This is a genomic window from Nocardioides marinisabuli, assembly GCF_013466785.1.
Classification (GTDB): Bacteria; Actinomycetota; Actinomycetes; order Propionibacteriales; family Nocardioidaceae; genus Nocardioides; species Nocardioides marinisabuli.
Genome location: NZ_CP059163.1, coordinates 2,578,553 through 2,601,144 on the forward strand (window position 1 = coordinate 2,578,553; position 22,592 = coordinate 2,601,144).

At 73.1% G+C, this 22,592-nt stretch carries 23 protein-coding genes; 13 read left to right on the plus strand and 10 right to left on the minus strand.

The features are described 5' to 3' along the window. Nucleotides 1-2: 2 nt before the first annotated feature. On the minus strand, nt 3-779 hold the full coding sequence (locus H0S66_RS12310; RefSeq protein ID WP_218876310.1) for an ABC transporter ATP-binding protein: 777 nt from the start codon (nt 777-779) through the stop codon (nt 3-5). Nucleotides 780-926: 147 nt separating this feature from the next. Between H0S66_RS12310 and H0S66_RS12315 the strand changes: the two genes are divergently transcribed. Next, nucleotides 927-2,147 (plus strand): YihY/virulence factor BrkB family protein, encoded by a 1,221-nt coding sequence (locus H0S66_RS12315; protein WP_258016887.1) that lies wholly within the window; start codon nt 927-929, stop codon nt 2,145-2,147. Between the two features lie 31 nt (nt 2,148-2,178). On the opposite strand, the gene H0S66_RS12320 is transcribed toward H0S66_RS12315, so the two are convergent. Continuing rightward, complete coding sequence (locus tag H0S66_RS12320) at nt 2,179-3,147, minus strand: VldE C-terminal domain-containing protein (RefSeq protein WP_179615644.1); 969 nt, start codon at nt 3,145-3,147, stop codon at nt 2,179-2,181. 67 nt (nt 3,148-3,214) lie between these two features. After that, the gene (dapD, locus tag H0S66_RS12325; RefSeq protein WP_179615645.1) at nt 3,215-4,204 is read right to left on the minus strand and encodes a 2,3,4,5-tetrahydropyridine-2,6-dicarboxylate N-succinyltransferase; all 990 of its coding nucleotides are present in this window, start codon (nt 4,202-4,204) and stop codon (nt 3,215-3,217) included. 164 nt (nt 4,205-4,368) lie between these two features. Between dapD and H0S66_RS12330 the strand changes: the two genes are divergently transcribed. From H0S66_RS12330 to H0S66_RS12340, 3 genes are all read left to right on the plus strand, one after another. Next, nucleotides 4,369-4,506, plus strand: coding sequence for a hypothetical protein (locus H0S66_RS12330; RefSeq protein WP_180923604.1), 138 nt, complete (start codon nt 4,369-4,371; stop codon nt 4,504-4,506). After that, on the plus strand, nt 4,503-5,345 hold the full coding sequence (locus H0S66_RS12335) for a hypothetical protein (protein ID WP_180923606.1): 843 nt from the start codon (nt 4,503-4,505) through the stop codon (nt 5,343-5,345). Before H0S66_RS12330 ends, H0S66_RS12335 begins: the two co-directional genes overlap by 4 nt. Nucleotides 5,346-5,440: 95 nt before the next feature. Next, nucleotides 5,441-6,028, plus strand: coding sequence for a P-loop nucleotide/nucleoside kinase family protein (locus H0S66_RS12340; protein ID WP_179615647.1), 588 nt, complete (start codon nt 5,441-5,443; stop codon nt 6,026-6,028). A 10-nt stretch (nt 6,029-6,038) separates the two neighbouring features. Here H0S66_RS12340 and H0S66_RS12345 read toward each other — a convergent pair whose 3' ends face one another. The 3 genes from H0S66_RS12345 to H0S66_RS12355 all read right to left on the minus strand — a co-directional run bounded on the left by H0S66_RS12345 (nt 6,039) and on the right by H0S66_RS12355 (nt 7,287). Then, a complete protein-coding gene (locus H0S66_RS12345; protein ID WP_218876312.1) occupies nt 6,039-6,590 on the minus strand; it encodes a DinB family protein in 552 nt (183 codons plus the stop codon). A gap of 83 nt (nt 6,591-6,673) precedes the next feature. Beyond that, nucleotides 6,674-6,877, minus strand: a complete 204-nt coding sequence (locus tag H0S66_RS12350) for a helix-turn-helix transcriptional regulator (protein ID WP_179615648.1) — start codon at nt 6,875-6,877, stop codon at nt 6,674-6,676. After that, a complete protein-coding gene (locus H0S66_RS12355) occupies nt 6,877-7,287 on the minus strand; it encodes a hypothetical protein (protein ID WP_179615649.1) in 411 nt (136 codons plus the stop codon). The genes H0S66_RS12350 and H0S66_RS12355 overlap by 1 nt, the downstream gene beginning before the upstream one ends. 338 nt (nt 7,288-7,625) lie before the next feature. On the opposite strand from H0S66_RS12355, the gene ileS reads away from it, so the two are divergent. Together ileS and H0S66_RS12365 are read left to right on the plus strand one after the other, a co-directional pair. After that, complete coding sequence (gene ileS, locus H0S66_RS12360) at nt 7,626-10,907, plus strand: isoleucine--tRNA ligase (protein WP_179615650.1); 3,282 nt, start codon at nt 7,626-7,628, stop codon at nt 10,905-10,907. A gap of 416 nt (nt 10,908-11,323) precedes the next feature. Continuing rightward, nucleotides 11,324-13,330 (plus strand): Ig-like domain repeat protein, encoded by a 2,007-nt coding sequence (locus H0S66_RS12365; RefSeq protein WP_179615651.1) that lies wholly within the window; start codon nt 11,324-11,326, stop codon nt 13,328-13,330. A 40-nt stretch (nt 13,331-13,370) separates the two neighbouring features. On the opposite strand, the gene H0S66_RS21125 is transcribed toward H0S66_RS12365, so the two are convergent. Next, a complete protein-coding gene (locus tag H0S66_RS21125; protein ID WP_179615652.1) occupies nt 13,371-14,924 on the minus strand; it encodes a cupin domain-containing protein in 1,554 nt (517 codons plus the stop codon). 90 nt (nt 14,925-15,014) lie between these two features. Beyond that, complete coding sequence (locus H0S66_RS12375; protein WP_179615653.1) at nt 15,015-15,878, minus strand: LLM class F420-dependent oxidoreductase; 864 nt, start codon at nt 15,876-15,878, stop codon at nt 15,015-15,017. A 188-nt stretch (nt 15,879-16,066) separates the two neighbouring features. On the opposite strand from H0S66_RS12375, the gene dapE reads away from it, so the two are divergent. Genes dapE through H0S66_RS12395 form a run of 4 tightly spaced genes read left to right on the plus strand, consistent with a single transcriptional unit; the run spans nt 16,067 to nt 18,690 of the window. After that, entirely contained in the window at nt 16,067-17,191 is a 1,125-nt protein-coding gene (gene dapE, locus H0S66_RS12380; RefSeq protein WP_258016888.1) for a succinyl-diaminopimelate desuccinylase, read from the plus strand. Between the two features lies 1 nt (nt 17,192). After that, on the plus strand, nt 17,193-17,927 hold the full coding sequence (locus tag H0S66_RS12385; protein ID WP_179615655.1) for an LOG family protein: 735 nt from the start codon (nt 17,193-17,195) through the stop codon (nt 17,925-17,927). 7 nt (nt 17,928-17,934) lie between these two features. Next, the gene (locus tag H0S66_RS12390; protein WP_246305142.1) at nt 17,935-18,249 is read left to right on the plus strand and encodes a DivIVA domain-containing protein; all 315 of its coding nucleotides are present in this window, start codon (nt 17,935-17,937) and stop codon (nt 18,247-18,249) included. A 15-nt stretch (nt 18,250-18,264) separates the two neighbouring features. Further along, nucleotides 18,265-18,690, plus strand: coding sequence for a hypothetical protein (locus H0S66_RS12395; protein ID WP_179615656.1), 426 nt, complete (start codon nt 18,265-18,267; stop codon nt 18,688-18,690). 10 nt (nt 18,691-18,700) lie between these two features. Here H0S66_RS12395 and H0S66_RS12400 read toward each other — a convergent pair whose 3' ends face one another. Next, nucleotides 18,701-19,507 carry an enoyl-CoA hydratase/isomerase family protein gene (locus tag H0S66_RS12400; RefSeq protein WP_179615657.1) on the minus strand — a complete coding sequence of 269 codons (807 nt, stop codon included), beginning with the start codon at nt 19,505-19,507 and terminating at the stop codon, nt 18,701-18,703. A 121-nt stretch (nt 19,508-19,628) separates the two neighbouring features. Between H0S66_RS12400 and H0S66_RS12405 the strand changes: the two genes are divergently transcribed. The 3 genes from H0S66_RS12405 to H0S66_RS12415 are packed head-to-tail and all read left to right on the plus strand — an operon-like array spanning nt 19,629 to nt 21,768. Beyond that, entirely contained in the window at nt 19,629-19,796 is a 168-nt protein-coding gene (locus H0S66_RS12405; RefSeq protein ID WP_082602897.1) for a DUF3117 domain-containing protein, read from the plus strand. 17 nt (nt 19,797-19,813) lie between these two features. Further along, nucleotides 19,814-21,427, plus strand: a complete 1,614-nt coding sequence (locus H0S66_RS12410; protein WP_179615658.1) for a leucyl aminopeptidase family protein — start codon at nt 19,814-19,816, stop codon at nt 21,425-21,427. Continuing rightward, a complete protein-coding gene (locus tag H0S66_RS12415; protein WP_179615659.1) occupies nt 21,424-21,768 on the plus strand; it encodes a hypothetical protein in 345 nt (114 codons plus the stop codon). Before H0S66_RS12410 ends, H0S66_RS12415 begins: the two co-directional genes overlap by 4 nt. A gap of 47 nt (nt 21,769-21,815) precedes the next feature. On the opposite strand, the gene H0S66_RS12420 is transcribed toward H0S66_RS12415, so the two are convergent. Then, on the minus strand, nt 21,816-22,514 hold the full coding sequence (locus H0S66_RS12420; protein ID WP_476739291.1) for an O-methyltransferase: 699 nt from the start codon (nt 22,512-22,514) through the stop codon (nt 21,816-21,818). Between the last annotated feature and the right edge of the window lie 78 nt (nt 22,515-22,592).

A 22,592-nucleotide genomic window follows, 5' to 3' on the forward strand; every position in this document is an offset into this window, starting at 1 on the left:
GCTCAGCCCGCCTGGTGCGGCACGGCCGGGCGCTGCAGCCGGCCCATCCGCTCGAGCACCGACTCGCGGTCGGGCTCGCGCAGCTCGTCGACGATGCGCCCGTCGGCCAGGAACAGGATCCGGTCGGTGTACGACGCCGCCACCGGGTCGTGGGTGACCATCACGACCGTCTGCGCGAGCTCGTCGACGCTGCGGCGCAGGAAGCCCAGCACCTCGGCGGAGCTGGTGGAGTCGAGGTTGCCGGTCGGCTCGTCGGCGAAGACGATCGCGGGCCGGCTCACCAGGGCCCGGGCGCACGCCACCCGCTGCTGCTGACCCCCCGACATCTCGCTGGGACGGTGCCCCAGGCGCGGGCGCAGCCCCACCGCGTCGACGACGGCGTCGTACCAGTCCTGGTCGGGCTTGCGCCCCGCCAGGTCGAGCGGCAGCAGGATGTTCTCGCGCGCGGTCAGGGTCGGGATCAGGTTGAAGGCCTGGAAGACGAAGCCGACCTTCTCGCGCCGCAGCGTGGTGAGGTCCTTGTCCTTGAGCCCGGCCAACGCCGTGCCGTCGACGACGACCTCGCCGCTGGTGGGGGTGTCGAGCGCCGCCAGGCAGTGCATCAGGGTCGACTTGCCGGAGCCGGAGGGCCCCATGATGGCGGTGAACTCGCCGCGGTGCAGGTCGACGCTGACGCCGTCGAGCGCGCGCACCTGCGCCTCGTCGGCGCCGTACACCTTGGTCAGGTCGTGGGCGCTGGCCGCGAGCGTGGGCGGCTGCGCGGCGGTGGGCTGGGCCATGCGCCGAGTCTGGCAGCGGTCGGTGCCGCGCGTCATCGGGAATACCCCGGATGGTGTCCCCGGGGTCCCCCCGACCACCCCTCAGGGAGGTGCCCCTCGACGAGGGTTGCGCCTACCTTCGGCGGAATGGGTAGGACTGCGAAGGACGTGACAGGAGTGACGGGCGGGGCGACGGGCGGTGACGGGCGGCGCAAGGGTGCGGCCGGGCTCGTGGCCGGCGCGGCGCTGGGCTACGTCGCAGGCTCGCGGACGCGACGCGTCGAGCTGCACGACGTACCGGCCGACGACCGGGACGGGGGCGAGCCGCGGAAGGGCCCCGGGCGCGAGGGGGTCGCCCCGGACCCCGACAGCGACCTCAAGCCCGACTCACCGGGTGACGTCACCGCACCGTCGTGGAAGTACGTGCTGCGCAAGACCGGCCGCGAGTTCGGCAAGGACCAGTGCACCGACCTGGCCGCCGCGCTGACCTACTACGGGGTGCTCGCGCTCTTCCCGGCCGCACTGGCGCTGCTCTCGCTCGTCGGCCTGGTCGGCGACCCGCGCGAGACCGTCACCACGCTGCTGCAGATCCTGCTCGACGTCGGCGCCGGCACCGCGGTCGAGACGATCGAGCCGACCCTGATGTCGCTGGCTCAGGCCGAGGGATCGGGGTTCGCGCTGGTGGCCGGTCTGCTCGCCGCGCTGTGGTCGGCCTCGGGGTACGTCAACTCCTTCAGCCGCGCGATGAACCGGATCTACGAGATCCGCGAGGGCCGCCCGGTCTGGAAGCTGCGCCCGGTCATGCTGCTGGTGACCCTGGTGATGGTGCTGCTCGCCGCGCTGGTGATGGTGGCGCTGGTGCTGACCGGCCCGGCCGCCGAGGCCGTGGGCGAGGCGATCGGGCTCGGCTCGAGCGTCGTGACCGTCTGGAGCATTGCCAAGTGGCCGGTGCTGCTGCTGGTCGTGGTGCTGATCGTGGCGATCCTCTACTGGGCGACGCCCAACGTGGAGCAGCCCAAGTTCCGGTGGATCAGCCTCGGCGCCGTCCTCGCGATCGTCACCTGGATCGTGGCCTCGGCCGCCTTCGGCTTCTACGTCGCCAACTTCGGCAGCTACAACAAGACCTACGGCTCGCTGGCCGGCGCCGTGGTCTTCCTGCTGTGGCTGTGGATCACCAACCTCGCGCTGCTCTTCGGCGCCGAGCTCGACGCCGAGCTCGAGCGCGGGCGCGAGCTGCAGGCCGGCATCGCCGCCGAGGAGTCGGTGCAGCTGCCGGCGCGCGACACCACCGGCATCGAGAAGGCCGACGAGAAGCACGAGGAGGACGTCGCCCGCGGGCGCCGGCTGCGCCTGTCGCGCGGGGCCACCCAGGAGACCGCCGACGACTGAGCCGTGGTGGGCCCGGCCGGGGGCCGCCGCCTCAGGCGAAGACGTCGACGTGCACGTGCTCGCGGTGCTCGAGGATCTCGGCCGTCGACTCGGCCACGCCCGAGGTGTCGACGTCGTACTCGCGCCAGCCCTGGGCCGAGCGGCGAGCGGTCCAGATCTTGTCGTCGAAGATGATCGTTGCGATCGCGAGCCGCTCGGCCTGGCTGACCAGGTAGTGCGAGATCGCCCAGCCGCGCACCTTGTTGGCATCCGAGACCGGGCGCACGAAGATGTCGACGGCCCGGCCGTCGTAGTGGGCCGAGCCCTCGCTGTGCCCGGTGCTGACGCCGCCGGGGGCGAAGCCGCCCAGCGGCAGCTCCCCGAAGACCGCGGTGACCTCCTTGCGCACCTGGTTGGCCCGGAAGGTCAGCCCGACGTCGCGCAGGTCGGAGTCGGAGGCCTCGACGTCGCCGGGCACCTCGCAGTGCAGCGCGGCGGGGGAGTTGCCGGTCAGCGCCGAGGCCAGCACCCGGGCGTCGGCCTCGTGGTCGGCGTAGGCGTTGGGGAAGCCCGAGCGCTGCACCGCCTGCGCCGCCTCGGTCACCTCCATCTCGCGGTAGCCCTCGACGTCGAGCAGGGCGTCGTAGAAGGCGTTGGTGGCGTAGACCGGGTCCTGCAGCTGCGCCTCGGTGCCCCAGCCCTGCGAGGGCCGCTGCTGGAAGATGCCCAGGGAGTCGCGGTCACCGGAGTCGAGGTTGAGGATCTTCGACTCCTGGTAGGCGGTGGCCAGCGCGATCGACACCGCGCGCGCCGGCAGCCCGCGGCGTACGCCGATCGCCGCGATCAGCCCGGCGTTCTCGGCCTGCTCGGCGCTGAGCTGGACCTCGAGGCCGTCGACCGTGGCGGTGCAGGTGCGGCTGGTGAAGACACCGCCGACCCGGTCGACCACCGCCCAGACGCCGAGCGCGATCACCCCGGCCAGAGCCAGGGTGATCGCGACGGCGGGGACGACCTTCCTCATGGGGACATCGTCCGTGACGACCCCAAGAGGACGCTGAGGCGGGGCCCGGCGCCGACCGCCGGCTCGCTCAGTTGGCGTGCAGGTCGGCGTTGAGGGCGATGCCCTCGCCCTTCCACGCCACGGCCTCGACGGCCCCGGTGACCGAGTTGCGGCGGAAGAGCACGTTGGAGGCGCCGGACAGCTCGGCGGCCTTGACCACCCGGGGCTCGCCGCCCTCGGGGTCGGTCATCGTGACCTTGGTGCCGGCGGTGACGTAGCAGCCGGCCTCGACGACGCAGTCGTCGCCCAGCGAGATGCCGATGCCGGCGTTGGCGCCCAGCAGGCAGCGCTCGCCGATCGAGATGACCGCGGTGCCGCCGCCGGACAGGGTGCCCATGATCGAGGCGCCGCCACCGATGTCGCTGCCCTCGCCGACCACGACGCCCGCCGAGATGCGGCCCTCGACCATCGAGGAGCCCAGGGTGCCGGCGTTGAAGTTCACGAAGCCCTCGTGCATGACCGTGGTGCCCTCGGCCAGGTGGGCGCCCAGGCGCACCCGGTCGGCGTCGGCGATCCGCACGCCCGCGGGGGCGACGTAGTCGGTCATCCGGGGGAACTTGTCGATGCCGTAGACCGCCACGTGGGTGCCGCCGGCCTTCATCCGGGCCCGGGCCATCTCGAAGTCGGCGACCGCGCACGGCCCGGCGGAGGTCCACACGACGTTGGTGAGCTTGCCGAAGACGCCGTCCATCGAGATGCCGTGGGGGCGCACGAGCCGGTGCGAGAGCAGGTGCAGGCGCAGCCACACGTCGGCGGTGTCGGCCGGGGGCTGCTGCAGGTCGGCGATCTCGACGAGGACGACCTCGCGGCGCACGCCGCGGGCGTGGTCGCTGCCCTCGAGGTCCACCAGGACCTTGGGAGCGGGCTCCTCCACGTCCGGGCGCGACCCGAGCCGCGGCTGCGGGAACCACACGTCGAGGACCGTGCCGTCGCCGGTGACGGTGGCCAGGCCGTGGCCCCAGGCGGGCCCGGTGGTGCGGGCGGGAGTGGTGGTCGTGGGCTCGTTGGTGGCGGTCACGACCCCACCCTAGGAAAGCCCGCCGACGCTCGGCGACCCCCTCCCTGCGGTGGGACGCCCCCGGGGGCGTTGGCACAGCGCTGCGCGGCGCCTACGCTGGGAGGACCTGCTCGGGGGGAGCGGGCCGGCGCCACGCGCCGTACGCCGACCGGAGGGATCGTCTGATGGCCTCCGCAGCGCGTCCCGGCACCCCCGTCTCCCCGCTGGTCCGCGGGCGCAACCGCGAGCTGGCGATCCTCGAGGTCGTGTGCGCGAGGTGCGCCCCGCGGTGGTGGTGCGCGGGCGCCCCGGCGTCGGGGTGAGCACGATGCTGCAGGAGGCCGCCCGGCGCGCCGCCGTCGAGGGGGTGCGGGTGAGCAGGCTGCGCCCGCGGCCCTGGGCCGCCTCGCCCCTCGACCTGGTCGACGACCTCGAGCCGATGCTCGCGGGGCGCGACAAGGTGCTGGTGGTGCTCGACGACGCCGACCTCTGTGACCCCGCGCAGCGCGCCGAGGTGGCGCGCCGGTGCCACCGCTCGCGCGCGCCGCTGCTGGTCGGCGCCCACGACGACGTGCCCGAGATCTCCGACGAGCGCGACTGCACCCTCATCGACCTGGCCTGCCTGGAGCGGGCGGGCGTCGCCGACGTGGTCGGCGACGCTCTGGGGGAGCGGCTCGAGGGCGCCTCCGGCCTGGTCTCGGCCTACCACCGCGCCAGCGCCGGCAACCCCGGCGTGCTCCGCGCGCTGCTCGACGAGCCGGGCCTGCGCGCCGAGTTCGCCGCCGCCGGCGCCGCCGGCGACCCCACCGACCTGGCCCCCCGCCTCGCCCACGCGCTGCCGGCCTCGGTGCACCGCCGCCTCGCGGCGCTCGACCCGCTGGCCCTGCTGGCCGTCGGGGTCGCGGCCGTCGCCGGCCCGCACATCCCGGCCGGGGTGGTCGAGGACGCCGTCGGCCCGGCCGCGCTCGCCCGCGCCGTCGAGTCGGGCCTGGTGGTGCACACCCCCGACGGCACCCCTGCCTTCCGCCACGGCGCGGTGCGCCGCCTCGTGCTCGAGGAGCTGCCCTCGGCCGTGCACTCCGACGTGCGCCACCGCCTCCTCGACGCCGCCCGCGCCCACGGGCTGACCGTGGTGCCCGACGACGTCCTCTCGCTGCGCTGACACGGCCCAGATCTCGCGTCGACCCGTCCCAGATCTCCCGCTGACCCGGCGCAAAACCGCTCGGCCGCGCCGCGCCGACGGCGTACGGTCCGGGCATGACGGGTGAGCTGCTGCTGATCACCGGACCGCCGGCGGTCGGCAAGATGACGGTGGGGCGTGCGATCTGCGCGCGCAGCGACTACCGCCTCTTCCACAACCACCACACGGTCGAGCCGCTGCTGGAGGTCTTCGGGCACGGCACGCCCGCCTTCGAGCAGCTCACCCTCGAGTTCCGGCGCCGGGTGCTCGAGGAGGCCGCCGAGCACGGGCTCAAGCTGGTCTTCACCCTGGTCTGGGGTGTCGACGACCCCGCGGACGCCGACCTGGTGCGGCAGATGATCGCGCCCTTCCGCGAGGCGGGGCTCCCGGTGCGCTGGGTCGAGCTGTACGCCGACCTCGAGACCAGGCTGGCCCGCAACTCCGGCGCCGACCGGATCGCCGCCAAGCCCTCGAAGGCCGACCTCGCCTGGTCGGACGCGCACGTGCGCGACGTCGACCGCCGGCTGCGGATGAACACCGACCCCGCCGACCCGACGCTCGCCGACGAGCTGCTCGCCGACGTCGAGCACCTGCGCCTCGACAACGCCGGGCTCACCGCCGACGAGGCGGCGCAGCGGGTGCTGGCCTGGCTCGAGCCGCACTGAGACGGCCGGGTCACTGACCGGTGCGGCCGTCGAGGCACTCCCGGACGAGGTCGGCGTGGCCGGCGTGGCGGGCGTACTCCTCGACGAGGTGCACCAGCACGTCGCGGACCTCGATCCGCTCGTCACCGACGCTGACGAGGTCGTCGAGGGAGGCAGTCGCGACCACCCCGTCGGCGTACGCGCACTCGCCGCGCCAGAGCTCGAACGCCTCGTGCACCGTGGTCTCGTCGGTCTCCTCGGTGGCGCCGGGGAGCGTGAAGCCGGCGTCGTCGCCCGGCTCGTCGAAGAGGCGGGGGAGGTCGCCGCGGCCCTCGAGGACCCGCCGGGCCCAGTGGTGCTCGACCCGGGCCAGGTGGCGCACCAGCCCGAGCAGGGAGATCGCCGACGGGGGCACCGAGGCCGTGGCGAGCTGGGTGGGGGACAGGCCCTGGCACTTCATGGCGATGGTGTGGCGGTAGGCCTCGAGGTAGCCGGTCACGCAGCCCCGCTCACCCCGGCTGCTGCCGGTGTCGCCGCGCGGGTCCTCGTCGGCCGGCACGAACATGCCGTGGTGGGAGGTCATGCGCAGCAGCCTGCCGCACGACGGGAGGTTCGGGCCGGGTCGACGCGAGATCCGGGCCGGGTCGGTGCGAGAAATGGGCCGGGTCAGGGGGTGGGGTCGTCGGGGGCGAAGATCTCGTCGACGGGGGTGTCGAAGAGCCGGCTGATCCGGAAGGCCAGCGACAGGCGGGGGTCGAAGTGGCCCTTCTCGATCGAGATCACGGTCTGGCGCGAGACGCCGAGCGCCGTCGCGCACTCGCTCTGCGACAGGCCGGCCCGCTCGCGCATCGCCCTGAGGTGGTTGTCCATCAGCCCTCGCGACGCTGCAGGACGACCAGGCGCACGGACAGGTCGCCGAGGCCGAGGACCACGAAGGGCCACAGCGGCACGTGGCCGGCGTCGAGGAGGGCGGTGAGGAAGGTGACCACGCCCAGGGCGACGACCAGGTCGTAGAAGGCGCCGCTGCTGGCGGAGCGGGCCCACTGGGACTCGATGGAGTCCTCGTGCTGCTCGGGGCGCTCGGTGCGGTCGAGGAGGACCGCCCCCAGGGCCAGGAAGCACCCGAAGGTCATCACGGCGAAGACGGTGAAGGAGACCTCGGCGGGGGCGTCGTCACGGACCCGGGCGGCGACGGCGCCGACGCCGGCAGCCAGGACCAGGGCCGGCGCGGTGGCGAGCAGCCACGGTCGGGCCGGGTGGGGAGCGGTGGTCGAGGGCATGGCGGCACGTCTCCTGATGTCAGAGTTCTTTGACACCTCCAGCATCAGGCCCGGCGCGCCATGGTGTCAAGTTTCTCTGACATGTCCTCCCGGAGGCGCGGTTGATCGGTGCGGCGGCGTACGATCGGGGCACAGGCGTCTGAGCCGTCATCAGCGGCGAGCCTCCGGAAGAAAGCCCTCGGGTGAGTAGAACCGGACGGGTGGGCCCGTCACAGCCAGCAACGAGCGGCCCCCGCAGCAGCACCCGCGGGAGCAAGCGAGGTGGTACCGCGGACCCCGGCAGGGGAGTCGTCCTCGTGGCAGTCAGCCCCGACGACCGACGTACCCCAGGAGCAGCCGTGACCTACCCGAAGGTCTCCACCGACCCCAGCGGCGCCAGCGCCGTCCCGTCGAGCCCGCGCTTCCCCGAGATCGAGGAGCGGGTGCTGGCCTACTGGGCCGCCGACGGCACCTTCCAGGCGAGCATCGACCAGCGCGACGCGGGCGAGCACGGCGAGAACGAGTTCGTCTTCTACGACGGCCCGCCGTTCGCCAACGGGCTGCCGCACTACGGCCACCTGCTCACCGGCTACGTCAAGGACCTGATCCCGCGCTACCAGACGATGCGCGGACGCCGCGTCGAGCGCCGCTTCGGCTGGGACACCCACGGCCTGCCAGCCGAGCTCGAGGCGATGCGCCTCAACGGCATCAAGACCACCGACGAGATCGTCGAGATGGGCATCGACAAGTTCAACGACGCCTGCCGCGAGTCGGTGATGACCTACACCGGCGAGTGGCGCGACTACGTGACCCGCCAGGCGCGCTGGGTCGACTTCGACAACGACTACCGCACCATGAACCCCGACTACATGGAGTCGGTCATGTGGGCGTTCTCGCAGCTGCACGAGAAGGGCCTGGTCTACGAGGGCTTCCGGGTGCTGCCCTACTGCTGGAACGACGAGACGCCGCTGTCGAACCACGAGCTGCGGATGGACGACGACGTCTACCAGAACCGCCAGGACCCCGCGGTCACCGTCGGCTACGCGCTCGACGCGACCGGTGAGGACGAGGTCCTCGACGACGCGCACCTGCTGATCTGGACCACGACCCCGTGGACCCTGACCTCCAACCTTGCGGTGATGGTCGGCTCCGAGATCGAGTACGTCGTCGTCGAGGCCGCCGTGCCCGGCACCGACACCACGGCGCGCTACCTGCTCGCCGAGGCCCGGCTGGCGTCGTACGCCAAGGAGCTGGGCTCGACCGACGACATCGAGGTGCTGGGCCGCTACCGCGGCGCCGACCTGGTCGGGCGCACCTACACCCCGCCGTTCTCCTACTTCCTGGGTCACGCCAACGCCTTCCGCGTGGTCGCCGCCGACGACGCCGTCACCACCACCGACGGCACCGGGCTGGTGCACACCGCCGGCGCCTTCGGTGAGATCGACAAGGAGGTCACCGACCGCGAGGGCATCGAGGCGGTGATGCCGGTCGGCAAGGACGGCCGCTTCACCCACCCCGTGGACGACTACGCCGGCATGCAGGTCTTCGACGCCAACCTGCACATCATCGACCACCTCAAGTCCACGACTCGCGGCGAGCAGGCGGGCGCGGTCACGCCCGGCACGATCCTGCTGCGCCGCGAGACCTACGACCACTCCTACCCGCACTGCTGGCGCTGCCGCGAGCCGCTGATCTACAAGGGCGTCTCGTCGTGGTTCGTCGAGGTCACCGCGATCAAGCAGCGGATGCTCGAGCTGAACCAGCAGATCAACTGGGTGCCCGACCACATCCAGGACGGCCAGTTCGGCCGCTGGCTGGAGAACGCCCGCGACTGGTCGATCACCCGCAACCGCTTCTGGGGCTCCCCGGTGCCGGTGTGGAAGAGCGACGACCCGGCGTACCCGCGCCTCGACGTCTACGGCTCCTTCGCCGACATCGAGCGCGACTTCGGCGACCTGCCGCGCAACCATGCCGGCGAGCCCGACCTGCACCGCCCCTTCGTCGACGAGCTGGTGCGCCCGAACCCCGACGACCCCACGGGGAAGTCGATGATGCGCCGGGTCCCCGACGTGCTCGACGTGTGGTTCGACTCCGGGTCGATGTCCTACGCGCAGGTGCACTACCCGTTCGAGAACGCCGAGTGGTTCAGCGGCACCGACGGCCACCCCGGCCACTTCCCGGCCGACTTCATCGTCGAGTACATCGGCCAGACCCGCGGCTGGTTCTACACGCTGCACATCCTGGCCACCGCGCTCTTCGACAAGCCGGCCTTCGAGAACTGCATCAGCCACGGCATCGTGCTGGGCTCCGACGGCAACAAGATGTCCAAGAGCCTGCGCAACTACCCCGACGTGCGCGAGGTCTTCGACCGCGACGGCGCCGACGCGATGCGCTGGTTCCTGATGTCGAGCCCGATCCTGCGCGGCGGCAACCTCGTGGTCACCGAGCAGGGCATCCGCGACTCGGTGCGCCAGGTGCTGATCCCGCTGTGGAACAGCTGGTACTTCTTCCAGCTCTACGCCAACGCCGGCTCCGTCGACGCGCAGGCCTCGACCGCGTCGACCGACCGCCTCGACCGCTACCTGCTGGCCAAGTGCGGCCAGTACGTCGAGCAGATGACCACCGCGCTCGACTCGTACGCCGTCGCCGACGCCTGCGACGCGACCCGCTCGTTCCTCGACGTGCTGACCAACTGGTACATCCGCCGCTCGCGCGAGCGGTTCTGGGACGCCGACGACTCCGCCCCGTTCGACACCCTCTACACGGTGCTCGAGACGGTCTGCCGGGTCACCGCGCCGCTGATGCCGCTGGCCACCGAGGAGATCTGGCGCGGGCTGACCGGCGAGCGGTCGGTGCACCTGACCGACTGGCCCACCGCCGGCGAGCTGCCCGCGGACGACGCGCTGGTCGCGGCGATGGACCAGGTGCGCGAGGTCTGCTCGGCCACCTCGGCGCTGCGCAAGGCCCGTTCGCTGCGCAACCGCCTGCCGCTGGCCGGGCTGACCGTGGTCGTCGCCGACCCCGCGGCGCTCGAGGGCTTCGAGTCGATCGTGGCCGACGAGGTCAACGTCCGGTCGGTGCGCCTGCTGGGCGCCGACGCGCCCGAGGCGGCGTCGTACGGCGTCTCGCAGCGGCTGAGCGTCAACGCGCGCGCCGCCGGGCCCCGGCTCGGCAAGGACGTGCAGCAGGCGATCAAGGGCTCGAAGTCGGGCGACTGGTCGGTGGCCGAGGACGGCACCGTGACCGCGGGCGGCCTGGCGCTGCTCGAGGGCGAGTACACCCTCGAGACCGTCGCCGGCTCGGCCGACGACACCGACGCGATCGGGATGCTGCCCGGCGGCGGCTTCGTGGTGCTCGACACCGTGGTCACCGACGAGCTGGCCGCCGAGGGCCTGGCCCGCGACCTGGTGCGCGCGGTCCAGCAGGCCCGCCGTGACGCCGGCTTCGAGGTCTCCGACCGGATCGTGCTGACGATCGCCGGCTCGGAGGCCGTGCAGGCGGCCGCGTCGACGCACCGCGAGCTGATCACCGGCGAGACCCTGGCGACGGCGTACGAGGTCACCTCGAACGTCGACCACCCGGGCACGCCGGTGACCGTGGGGGAGGGCGAGAAGGCGACCGTGGCGGTCGCGAAGGCCTGAGGCCGGCCTGCGCTGCCCGCCCCTCGTCCGGCCGCTCAGTCGAGCGGCGGCGGGGGCGGGGCAGGTAGGAGTGGGTCGACTGGCGGCCCCCGTCAATAGGGCGCAATAACTATTGTTCAGCGGCCGAAGAGGTGACCCTCAGTCGCGGTTCTGGGCGTTATAGGGGTGCTGGTCTGGACCTTCCGCGTAGGAGGGCGTCAAGCTGCCTCGGAACACGACCCACCGGTTTTACCTTTGCTGCTCCCTTCACCTCAGAGCAAAGGCAACCAGCAATGATCGTTCGCAGAGCGTCGACCTTGGCCGCAGCTGCGGCCATGGGGGCGATGTCACTATCCGCACTCACGGTCGGGAGCGCCGAGGCTGTTCCCGGTCCCGGCAACACCGCCACGACCTTGATCATCGACTCATCAGGATCGATGTCGTGGAACGACCCGGACGACTTGCGCAAGGACGGTGCGAGGACCTATCTGGGCGTGTCCCTGCCCGATGACGAGGTCGGTGTCGTCGACTTCGACTCGATCGTCCAGTCCGTCCAGGACCCGGTTGCCGTCGAAGCCAACCGTGGCACGCTCGAGGCCGCCATCGACTCCGTGGACAGCGACGGTGGGACCGACCTCGGCGCCGGCCTCCAGGCTGGCTGCGACTCCCTGGCGAACGCGACCGCGACCATGCGCGCAGGCATCTTCCTGACCGATGGTGACGGTTCCTACGCCGACGAGGCCACCTGCTTCGCAGACGCGGGCTGGCCCGTGTACGCGATCGCCCTGGGGTCGTCGACCGATGAGACCCTCCTGAGGGGGATCGCTGACCAGACCTCAGGTCGGTTCATCCCGCTGAACGACTCGACGCAGCTGGTGTGCATCTTCGGGCAGATCCGCAGCGAGATCGGCGGCGGCACCTACGACGAGTCGCAGTGCGACCCGTCGGGTGCGGTCGCGCAGGGCCAGACCAGCATCATCCAGATCGTTGTCGACCCCACCACGGGTCAGATCTCGGTCACGGTGAACTACGCCTTCGCCCCGACGGGCCCCGGTAACAGCCCTCGCTCGGCCCGAGCCGCGGCCACGGACCTGAAGCTGACGCTGGTGGACCCGACGGGTGCCCAGTTCAGCCGTGACAGTGCGGGACCGGGGGTGAGCGTCTCGAAGGGCCAGTCCTCCGAGACCGTCACCGTCCAGGCCCCTGTGGCCGGCACGTGGCAGGCGATGGTGTCGGGCGAGTCCGTGCCGAACGGGCAGTCGCAGCCCTTCAGCGTGTCCACCGTGCAGATCGCCGGCAACAACAACGGGGGCGGTGGAGGCGGCCCCGCTGTCGAGGCTCCGGGCGCCACCGTGCGGCCTGCCATCTCCGGCACGCCGAAGTTCGGTGAGACCCTCAGCGTCTCCGACGGTGAGTGGGACCAGCGGATCGACTCCTACTCCTACCAGTGGTTGCGTCAAGGCGCAGCGATCTCGGGTGCCACGGCTCCCACCTACACCACCGGTCTGGCCGATGTCGGCAAGCAGGTGACGGCGCTCGTGACCGCGCACCCCGTCGGCGCCCCGAGTGGCTCCGCGCAGGCCGACCCGGTCCTCGTGGACGAGGGGGATGCGGCTGTTGCTGCCACGGCCCCCTCGATCGAGGGCCTTGTCGCTGTGGACCAGGTGATCACCGCAGTGCCGGGCGCCTGGGACCTGGCGGGTCTCGACTTCTCGTACGCATGGATGGCCGACGGCAAGCCCATGCCGGGGCAGACCGGTGACTCCCTGGCGCTACGGGAGTCGGACCTCGGCAAGGTGATCTCCCTGGTCGTGACCGCGACGAAGCCTGGCCACGCCGACGGTGTGGCCACGTCCGGCGCTGCCACCGTGGCCGAGGCGCCCAACCCCGGGGCAACCGAGATGCCGGCCATCTCGGGTCTCCCGCAGCTGGGCAAGGTGCTGCACCTCAGCCGCGGCGAGTGGTCCCTTGACCGGCTCAGCTACAGCTACCAGTGGCAGCGCGACGGGGTCGACGTCCCCGGCGCCACCAACCTGTCCTACAAGGTGACCCGTGCCGACATCGGTCGACAGGTCTCCGCGGTCGTCACGGCAAGCCGTCACGGCTACCAGGACGGTCAGGCCTCCGCAGCCCCGGTGACGGTGGCCAAGGTCGCGCCGAAGATGGAGGCCGAGGTGTTCAAGGCGTCGAAGCTCCGCTTCCCCAAGAAGCCGCGGATCGTGGCGACCGTCCAGGCCGGCGAGGTCGACCCCAGCGGCACGGTCGAGGTCCGGATGGGGCAGGAAGTCCTTGGCAGCAAGTCCCTCAACCCGCGAGGTCGAGCCAAGGTCCGGCTCGCCAAGATGGCGCCCGGCACCTACGACCTGGTGGTTGCCTACACCGGTGACCAGCTGACCCAAGCGGTCGAGCAGCCGATCGTCGTGGTGGTGAAGAAGCGCAAGTGACCTGAGGGCGCGGGCCGGGCAGACGCCCGGCCCGCGTCGCTCAGTCGAGCGGCGGCGGGGGCGGGCCCAGCAGCTGGATCTGGAACTGGGCGCAGACCTGGGCGACCTTCTCGGGGTCGACCTCGGTCGGCTCCGGGATCTCGGCGCGGTCGGCCGGGGTGCCGAGGGTGCGCACGAAGTCGTCGAACTGCGCCGGGGTCGAGACCTGGAAGACCTTCGCGGTCGTCGACAGCACCTGGAACTGGTGCGCCTGCTGCTTGGGCAGGAACACGGTGCCGCCCTCGCCGACCACCTCGCTGATGTCGCCGGTGGTGAAGCGGATCTCGCCGGACAGCACGTGGAACAGCTCGTCCTCGACGTCGTGGCTGTGCAGCGGCGGCCCGAAGCCGCGCGGTCCCTCGAAGACGAGCGCCGTCATCGCGCCGTCGCTGCGCTTGCCGTCGACCTGCAGGGTCTGCAGCGTGTTGAGGAAGTGCCAGTGCTCGCCCTCGCCGGGGCCGAGGATCATCGGGGTCTGCAGGGTCATCGCGTTCTCCTTCGCTAGTGGTGGAAGAGGCGCTCGGCGTACCACTGCGAGAACAGGTGGGAGACGAGCTCGGTGCGGCTGGTGGTGCCGGTCTTGCGGAAGACGTTCTTGAGGTGGTCGCGCACGGTGTGCGGGGAGACGCCCACGCTCGGCGAGCTGCGCCGTGGACTCGCCACGGGCCAGGCCCAGCGCCACCTCGCGCTCGCGGGGCGTCAGGCCGTGGGCCCGGGCCAGCAGGTCGGCGACGTCGGAGGGGCCCGCGGGCTCGATGATGACCACCGCGTCGTCGCTGCCCCAGGCGCGCGAGGCGTGCAGGGTGACCCAGCGCCCGTCGGCGGCGCGGGCGCGGACCCGTGTCACGTCGCCGGGGCCGCGCAGCAGCGCCGTCATCGTCAGCAGCGCCGAGTGCACGTCCTGCTGCTCGCCCGGCGCGAGCAGCTCGAGCCAGGCCGCGCCGGCCTCGGTGCCGGGCCGCACCTGCCCGTCGCGGGTCAGGTGCACCAGGCCGGGCGTGCTCACCCCCGCCCCCTCGAGGCAGGCCCGGGCCAGCGCCTGGCGGCGGATGCCGCGGGCCACGACCGGTCCCAGTGCGGCCAGCAGCGCGAGCTCGTCGTCGCCGAAGTCGCGGGCGCCGCTCTCGCGGTGCACCTCGATCGCCCCCCACGTGCCACTCGGGTCGTCGGCGGTCAGGCGCACCTCGGCGTCGAGACCCTGCGGGCGCATCACCTCGCGGTGCCGCGCGCTGTCGGCGACCGGGTCGGTGCAGGAGCGGGAGAGCAGCGCGACCCGGCCGGTGCCGGCGAGGTCGCGGAAGAGGTTGACGTCGTCGACGTTGATCTCGTGGTGGAACCACGGCGCGCACGTGTCGAGCCCGAAGCCGTCGACGCAGGCGTCGGTGAAGAGCGTCGTCGCGGGGTCGGTGGTGAAGAAGACCCCGGTGTCCCACCCGACGACGGGCTTGACCCGGGCCGCGACCCCGGCCAGCAGGTCGGTCTCGACGCCCGCCGCCTCGCAGAAGCGGCGTACGCCGTGCAGGGTGCGCTCGGCCAGGTCGGTGCTGATCGTCATGGGCGGCTCCTTCGCCGGTCCCACCACGCTAGGCGGGTCCCGCGGCGAGGGCACTCCCTCAGATGGGGGGTTCGCCCCGGCCCGGCCGGTCTAGCCGAGCAGCGGCTCGGGGGCCAGCCCCAGGCGCGCGGCCAGCCGGTCGAGGCTGGCGAGCACCTCGTCGGGCTCCTTGTCGGGCACGCCCCAGATCAGCTCGGTCGCCCCCGCCTCCGCCCACGCGGCCAGGTCGTCGGGGTCGGGTTTGAAGGCGATCAGGACCCGTACGTCGGGCCGGCCCTCGCGCCCCGCCTCGCTCCAGGCCCGCTGCAGCGCCCCGATCTGGTCGGTGATGTCTCGCTGCTGCGGGGTGGTCATCCAGCCGTCGGCGTGCCGGGCGATCCAGGCGAACGTCCTGGGCCCGGCGCCGGCGCCGATGACCAGCGGCACGTGGCGCGCCGGCTTGGGCCAGGCCCAGCTCGGCCCGAACGAGACGAACTCGCCGTCGTAGGCGGCCTCCTCCTGGGTCCACAGCGCGCGCATCGCCTCGACGTACTCCTTGAGCACGGTGCGGCGCCGGTCGGCCGGCACCCCGTGGTCGGCCAGCTCGTCGGTGTTCCAGCCGAAGCCGGCCCCGATCTCGACCCGCCCGCCCGAGAGGTGGTCGAGGGTCGCGACCTGCTTGGCCAGGGTGATCGGGTCGGACTCCACCGGCAGCGCCACCGCCGTGGAGAGGCGGATGCGGCTGGTGACCGCGGCCGCGGTGGCCAGCGAGATCCACGGGTCGAGGGTGCGGGTGTAGCGGTCGTCGGGGAGCGTCGCGTCGCCGGTGCCGGGGTGGGCGGCGTCGCGGCGTACGGGGATGTGGGTGTGCTCGGGCACGTAGAAGGTGTCGAAGCCGCGCTCCTCCGCGGCCGCCGCCAGACGTGCGGGGGTGATGCCGCGGTCGGAGGTGAACAGGACGAGGCCGTTGCGCATGCGTGCCACACTAGAACGTGTTGCAGTTCGGGGGTAGCGGGAGTTTCATCGGGTACCCGATGGAACTCGCGGCACCTACATGAACCTTCGGTGTGGTGGCGCCAGTTCCATCGGGTACCCGATGAACCTTCGGGGTCGGCGGCGCGCACCCACCCCGGGGCGGGGGAGCGGCTGGTTGGATGGGCCCCATGACCAGCCCTGACGCGCGTACGACGAGCGACGCGACCCCGGTGCTCGACCTCGACGCCGACGTGGTGACCCTGACCCGCCAGCTGTGCGACATCGAGTCGGTCAGCCGCGACGAGCAGCGCATCGCCGACGCGGTGCAGGCGGCGCTGGAGGCGCTGGGCCACCTGAGCGTGACCCGGATCGGCCACACCGTCGTGGCCCGCACCGACCTGGGCCGCGGCGAACGGGTGGTGCTGGCCGGCCACCTCGACACGGTCCCGGTCAACGGCAACTTTCCCAGCCGTCTCGACGAAGGGGCCGGCCTCCTGCACGGGCTCGGCACCTGCGACATGAAGGGCGGAGACGCGGTGATCCTGCGCCTGGCCGCCACCGTGCGCGAGCCGGTGCGCGACGTGACGTTCGTGCTCTACGAGGCCGAGGAGATCGAGGAGGAGCACAACGGGCTGAAGAAGGTCGCCGAGCAGCGCCCCGACCTGCTCGAGGCCGACTTCGCGATCCTGATGGAGCCCTCCAACGCGGGCGTCGAGGCCGGCTGCCAGGGCACCCTGCGCGTCGACGTGCGCACCACCGGCGAGCGCGCCCACTCCGCCCGCTCCTGGAAGGGCGTCAACGCCATCCACGGCGCCGCCGACGTGCTGGCCCGGCTCAACGCCTACGAGGCCCGCCGCCCGGTCATCGACGGCCTGGAGTACCACGAGGGCCTCAACGCGGTCGCCATCCGCGGCGGCGTCGCCGGCACGTGGTCCCCGACGAGTGCGTCGTGGAGGTCAACTTCCGCTTCGCCCCCGACCGCTCCACCGACGAGGCCGAGGCGTTCGTCCGCGAGGTCTTCGAGGGGTACGACGTCACGCTCACCGACCTCGGCGCTGCCCGCGATGCCCGGGCTCGACCGGCCCGCGGCCAAGGAGTTCGTCGCGGCGGTCGGCGGGCAGGTCGCCCCCAAGTTCGGCTGGACCGACGTCGCGCGCTTCACCGCGCTGGGCGTCCCGGCGGTCAACTACGGCCCCGGCGACCCGCTCTTCGCCCACAAGGCCGACGAGCACGTGCCGGTCGCCGAGATCGAGCACTGCGAGCGCGCGCTGCGCGCCTGGCTCACCGGCGGCGCCGAGCGGGCGGGGGCCTGAGGTGTCGAGGCTGCGCGGGCGCTTCAAGGGCCCGGTCTTCACCCGCACCGAGGAGACCACCACCACCGACCAGCGGCTCCTCGACTCGCAGGGCGGGTCGGAGTGGCTGCATGCCGATCCGTGGCGTGTGATGCGTATCCAGGCCGAGTTCGTCGAGGGCTTCGGCGCGCTGGCCGAGCTGGGGCCCGCGATCGCGGTCTTCGGCTCCGCGCGCACCCCGCCCGACCACCCGTCGTACGCGCAGGGCGAGCAGGTGGGTCGGCTGCTGGTCGAGGCCGGCTTCGCGGTCATCACCGGCGGCGGGCCGGGCGCGATGGAGGCCGCCAACAAGGGCGCCTGCGACGCCGGCGGCACCTCCGTCGGGCTCGGGATCGAGCTGCCCTTCGAGGCCGGGCTCAACGAGTGGGTCGACGTCGGCATCAACTTCCGCTACTTCTTCGTGCGCAAGACGATGTTCGTGAAGTACTCCCAGGGCTTCGTGGTGCTGCCCGGCGGCGTGGGCACCCTCGACGAGCTCTTCGAGGCGATCACGCTGGTGCAGACCCGCAAGGTCACCCGCTTCCCGATCGTGCTGGTCGGCGTCGACTACTGGAGCGGGCTGCTGGACTGGATGCGCGACACCGTGCTGGCCGACGGCAAGATCTCGCAGGGCGACCTCGACCTGATCCACGTGACCGACGACGTCGAGGAGGCGGTGCGCCACGTCGTGGCCGCCCAGGAAGGGGCCGAGCGATGATCGAGCGATGATGTGGTTCTTCGCGATCCTGCTGGTGCTGGTGATGGGTGCGATCGCGATGGTCGCCGCCGGGCGCGGCACCCCGCTCGCGCCGACGTACGACGACCGCCCCGACGTCAGCGTGCCGGCGGGCACGCTGCGGGGTGACGACCTGCGCCGGGTGCGGTTCTCGCTGGCCTTCCGGGGCTACCGGATGTCGGAGGTCGACGCCCTGCTCGACCGGGTGGCCGCCCAGCTGGAGGCCGCCGGGGTCGACGGGGTCGGCGGAGCCGACGGGGTCGGCGAGGTCGACGGGGAGCGTGGCGCGCGCCACGAGCCGTAGGGCACACTCACGCGGGTGTCCTCCCAGGTCGTCGTCTACGTGCTCACCGCCCTCGCGGCGGTGGTGGTCGTGCTCACCCGTGCCCGTCTGGGCCGCAGCGACGGCGCCGCCCGGCGCGCCGACGTCGGGCGGCGCTGGCTGGCGGCGCACACCGGGGCCGGTGCCCTGGCGCTGGTGCTGTGGCTGACCTTCCTCGTCGCCCCCGCCGACACCGCGCTCGGCGGGTCGCTGCTGGGCGTCGTGGCGCTGGGCCTGTGGTGGGTCGTGGCGCTGGTGGGCCTGCTGATCCTCGCGCGCTGGCTGCCCTCGAAGGGCAAGCACGCCCAGGCCGGCACCGAGGACTCCTGGTCGACCGGTCCCGGCCTCTCGGTGCTGGCGCACGTCGGGATGGTCGTCGGGGTCGCCGTCTTCACCTGGGCCTACTGGTCGGCCGTGGTCTGAGCGACCTGCGTCAGCGGCCCTCGAACTGCGGGCGCTGCTTGGCCACGAACGCCTCGACCGCGGCGCGGTGGTCGGCGGTCGCGCCGGTGCGGGTCATCTGCTCGCTCTCGAAGGCCAGCGACTCGGCGAGGTCGTGGGTGGCGGCGTACGCCACCGAGCGGCGCATCGAGCCGAAGGCCAGGGTCGGGCCGGCCGCGAGGCGGGTGGCCAGCGCCTCGATCTCGCCCGCGAACTCGTCGGCGGGCACCACCGCGGTGGCCAGGCCGAGCTCGAGGGCCTCCTGGGCCGGCACGGTGCGGGGGAAGTAGAGCAGCTCCATCGCCTTGGCGCGCCCGACCAGCTGGGGCAGGTGCACCGAGGCGCCGGTGTCGCAGGAGAGCGCGACGCCGGCGAAGGCGAGGTTGAAGCCGGCCCCCTCGGCGAGCACCCGCAGGTCGCAGGCCATCGCGATGCTCGCGCCGGCGCCGGCCGCGACCCCGTTGACGGCCGCGACGACCGGCTTGTCGAGGTCGGCGATCGCGGTGACGATCGGGTTGTAGTGCTCGTCGACGGTGGTGAAGAGCGCGTCGCTGCCGCCGTTCTCGAGCAGCGAGATGTGCTCCTTGAGGTCCTGGCCGGTGCAGAACGAGCGGCCGGTGCCGGTGATGACGACGCAGCGCACCGCGTCGTCCTCGCCCACGCGGCGCAGCGCGTCGAGCAGCTGCACCTTGGTGGCGATGTCGAGGCTGTTCATCGCCTCGGGACGGTTCAGGGTGATGGTCGCGACGCCGCCGGAGACGTCGAGCAGCACGGTCGCGGGGGCGCTCTGGGAGGTCATGCGCCGAGTCTGCCCGACCCTGTGGTGCCTATCACCAGGGGGATGGGGGATACTAGGCACTCACGTGCCTCCCGGGTCCTCGGGTGCGCACCCCTGCACGCACGAATGGAAGAGGTGCCGGATGGCGGCGATGAAGCCGCGGACGGGCGACGGTCCGCTGGAGGTCACCAAGGAAGGGCGCGGCATCGTGATGCGCGTCCCGCTCGAGGGTGGAGGCCGCCTCGTCGTGGAGCTCAACGCTGACGAGGCCACCGCTCTCGGGGACGCCCTCAAGGGCGTCGTCGGCTGAGCCGGCTGCTCCCCTCGATGCCCCAGACCCCCGCCGCCCCGCTCCCTCACCAGCTGGCCCCCGGCCTGGCACCCCAGGTCACCCCGCCCGACGTCGCGCTCAGCGACCTCGGGCCGGACGCCGTCCTGGGCGTCGACGTGGTGGCCGTCCCGGTGCTGCCCGCCGAGGACGACACCAGCACCGGCCCGGTGCTGGGCCCCGGCGCGGCCGAGCTCTCCGACCAGCTCGGTCTCGACCTGCTCGCGGTGCTCGAGCTCGAGGAGGCCACCGGCGCGGCCGGCGAGGTCACCCGGGTGCCGGTGCCGCTGGGCGGGCCCGACAACGCCGAGCTGCGCTGGGTGCTGCTCGTCGGCGTCGGCCAGCAGCGCCCCGTCGACCTGCGCCGCGCCGGCGCGGCGCTGGCGCGGGCGGTGCGCAACCGTGACGCGGTCGCCACCTCGGTGCCGGCCGTCGCGGGCCCCGAGGGGCTCGAGGCCGGTCTCGAGGCGTTCGTCGTCGGCCTGGTGCTCGGCTCCTTCGGCTTCCGCTGGTCGGGCCGCGAGCCCGAGCAGCGCCCGGTGGCACGCGCGGTCCTCGCCGGTGTCGGCGACACCGAGGCCCACCGCGCGGTGCTCGCGCGAGCGCTCGCCGTGGCCGGGGCGGGCTGGCAGGCCCGCCTGCTGGCGACCGTCCCCTCGAACCTCAAGAACCCCGCCTGGCTGGCCGCGCAGGCCGTCGAGACCGCCACCCGCGCCGGCCTCGAGGTCGAGGTGTGGGACGAGGAGCGGCTGGCCGCCGAGGGCTGCGGCGGCATCCTGGGCGTCGGGCAGGCCTCGGCCAGCCCGCCGCGCCTGATCCGCCTCGACTACACCCCGGCCCGCGTCACCAGGAAGACCCCGACGGTGGTGCTGGTCGGCAAGGGCATCACCTTCGACACCGGCGGCCTGTCGATCAAGCCCGCCGAGGGCATGGCCACGATGAAGCGCGACATGACCGGCGGCGCCGTGGTCATCGCCACGATGGCGGCGCTGCGTGCCGTCGGCTGCCCGGTGCGCGTCGTCGGGCTGGTGGCGGCCGCCGAGAACGCCGTCTCCGGCAGCGCGATGCGCCCCGGCGACGTGGTGCGCCACTACGGCGGGCGCACCTCCGAGGTGACCAACACCGACGCCGAGGGCCGCCTGGTCATGGCCGACGCGCTGGCCTACGGCGTCGCCCAGCTCGACCCCGCCGCCATCGTCGACGTCGCCACCCTGACCGGGGCGATGAAGGTCGCCCTGGGGCTGCGCACCGGCGGCTTCTTCGCCGACGACGAGGCGCTGGCCGCCCACATCGCCGCGGCCGGCGAGACCTCCGGCGAGACCCTGTGGCGGATGCCGCTGGCCGACGTCTACGAGGAGCGCATCGCCTCCGAGGTCGCCGACGCCGACAACGCCGGCGGCGGTCCGGGCGCCATCACCGCGGCGCTCTTCCTGCGCCACTTCACCGGCGACGTGCCCTGGGCCCACCTCGACGTGGCCTCGGTCGGCGACTCGCCGGTCGACGTCGACGAGTGGAGCGCCGGCCCGACCGGCTTCGGCGCCCGCGCGCTGCTGGCCTGGCTGGGCTCCGAGGACCCGCTGGCCGGGGTCGGCGCCCAGGGGGACGCCTCGTGAAGGGCCTGACCGTGCGCTGGTCGCTCGCCGAGGCGCCGGAGGGCGTCGAGGCCGAGCTCGCGGCGTACGTCGAGGGCACCTCGCACGCGAAGTTCACCGGCATGTCGGGCCTGCAGTTCAAGACCTGGCGGATGCGGGCGGGGGAGTGGTTCGAGGGCGTCTACGTCTTCGCCAGCGACGAGGCCCGCGCCGCGTTCGAGGAGAGCTTCACCGCCGGCGCCGCCGACGCCCCGGGCTCGGCGATCATCGGCAGCGCCCCGGTGCTGATCGAGCCCTGCGACGTCCTCGCGGTCGCCGAGGGCTGGGACGGCTTCAGCCCCGTCGCGCGCGACGAGGGCTGAGGCCCGAGCAGGCCCGCGCAGTTCCGAGCAGGCCGGGCGCGGCGAGGTCAGTCCTCGTCGTCGGGGCTCCACACCTTCTTGGCGCACAGCAGGCCGTCGCCGACGGGCAGCAGCACCGAGAGCAGGCCCTCGTGCGCGGCCACGGTGCGCCCGAGCTCACGGATCGCCACCGTCTCCTCGTCGCGCTGCGCGGGGTCGGCGACCCGGTCGTGCCACAGGGCGTTGTCGAAGGCCACCACGCCGCCGGGGCGCAGCAGGCGCAGCGCCTCGGCGAGGTAGGCGGAGTACTCTCGCTTGTCGCCGTCGCAGAAGACCAGGTCGTAGTGGCCGTCGGTCAGGCGCGGCAGCACGTCGAGCGCCGAGCCCGAGATGGTGCGGGCGCGCTGCGAGGCGACGCCGGCCTCGGTGAAGGACTGGCGGGCCAGGCGCTGGTGCTCGGCCTCGATGTCGACGGTGGTCAGCACCCCGTCACCACGCATGCCGCGCAGCAGCCACAGGCCGGAGACCCCGGTGCCGGTGCCGATCTCGACGACCGCGCGGGCCTCGAGGACCGAGGCCAGGAAGCGCAGCGAGGCGCCGCCGCCGGGGCTGATCGGCACCACCCCGACCTCCTCGGCGCGGGCGCGGGCCGCGGCCAGGACGTCGTCCTCGGGGACGAACGCCTCCGCGTGGGACCAGCTGGCGGGGGTGATCGGCGTGGTGATGACGGGCCTCCTGCAGACGTGGCGCGCGGTCACTCGCCGCACGGTCGGGCCCAACCTATCGCGGGGCGGGCCCGCGCCCCGGGAACCCCGCTGCCGGGCCGCTCGTTGGAGGGGGCGACG

Bases quoted from the DNA above. Each gene is read 5' to 3' on its own strand.
- H0S66_RS12310 (WP_218876310.1), bottom strand. From the start codon at position 779: ATGGCCCAGCCCACCGCCGCGCAGCCGCCCACGCTCGCGGCCAGCGCC.
- H0S66_RS12320 (WP_179615644.1), bottom strand. From the start codon at position 3,147: ATGAGGAAGGTCGTCCCCGCCGTCGCGATCACCCTGGCTCTGGCCGGG.
- H0S66_RS12330 (WP_180923604.1), top strand. From the start codon at position 4,369: ATGGCCTCCGCAGCGCGTCCCGGCACCCCCGTCTCCCCGCTGGTCCGC.
- H0S66_RS12340 (WP_179615647.1), top strand. From the start codon at position 5,441: ATGACGGGTGAGCTGCTGCTGATCACCGGACCGCCGGCGGTCGGCAAG.
- H0S66_RS12345 (WP_218876312.1), bottom strand. From the start codon at position 6,590: ATGACCTCCCACCACGGCATGTTCGTGCCGGCCGACGAGGACCCGCGC.
- H0S66_RS12350 (WP_179615648.1), bottom strand. From the start codon at position 6,877: ATGGACAACCACCTCAGGGCGATGCGCGAGCGGGCCGGCCTGTCGCAG.
- H0S66_RS12355 (WP_179615649.1), bottom strand. From the start codon at position 7,287: ATGCCCTCGACCACCGCTCCCCACCCGGCCCGACCGTGGCTGCTCGCC.
- H0S66_RS12365 (WP_179615651.1), top strand. From the start codon at position 11,324: ATGTCGTGGAACGACCCGGACGACTTGCGCAAGGACGGTGCGAGGACC.
- H0S66_RS21125 (WP_179615652.1), bottom strand. From the start codon at position 14,924: ATGACGATCAGCACCGACCTGGCCGAGCGCACCCTGCACGGCGTACGC.
- H0S66_RS12375 (WP_179615653.1), bottom strand. From the start codon at position 15,878: ATGCGCAACGGCCTCGTCCTGTTCACCTCCGACCGCGGCATCACCCCC.
- dapE (WP_258016888.1), top strand. From the start codon at position 16,067: ATGACCAGCCCTGACGCGCGTACGACGAGCGACGCGACCCCGGTGCTC.
- H0S66_RS12390 (WP_246305142.1), top strand. From the start codon at position 17,935: ATGATGTGGTTCTTCGCGATCCTGCTGGTGCTGGTGATGGGTGCGATC.
- H0S66_RS12400 (WP_179615657.1), bottom strand. From the start codon at position 19,507: ATGACCTCCCAGAGCGCCCCCGCGACCGTGCTGCTCGACGTCTCCGGC.
- H0S66_RS12405 (WP_082602897.1), top strand. From the start codon at position 19,629: ATGGCGGCGATGAAGCCGCGGACGGGCGACGGTCCGCTGGAGGTCACC.
- H0S66_RS12410 (WP_179615658.1), top strand. From the start codon at position 19,814: ATGCCCCAGACCCCCGCCGCCCCGCTCCCTCACCAGCTGGCCCCCGGC.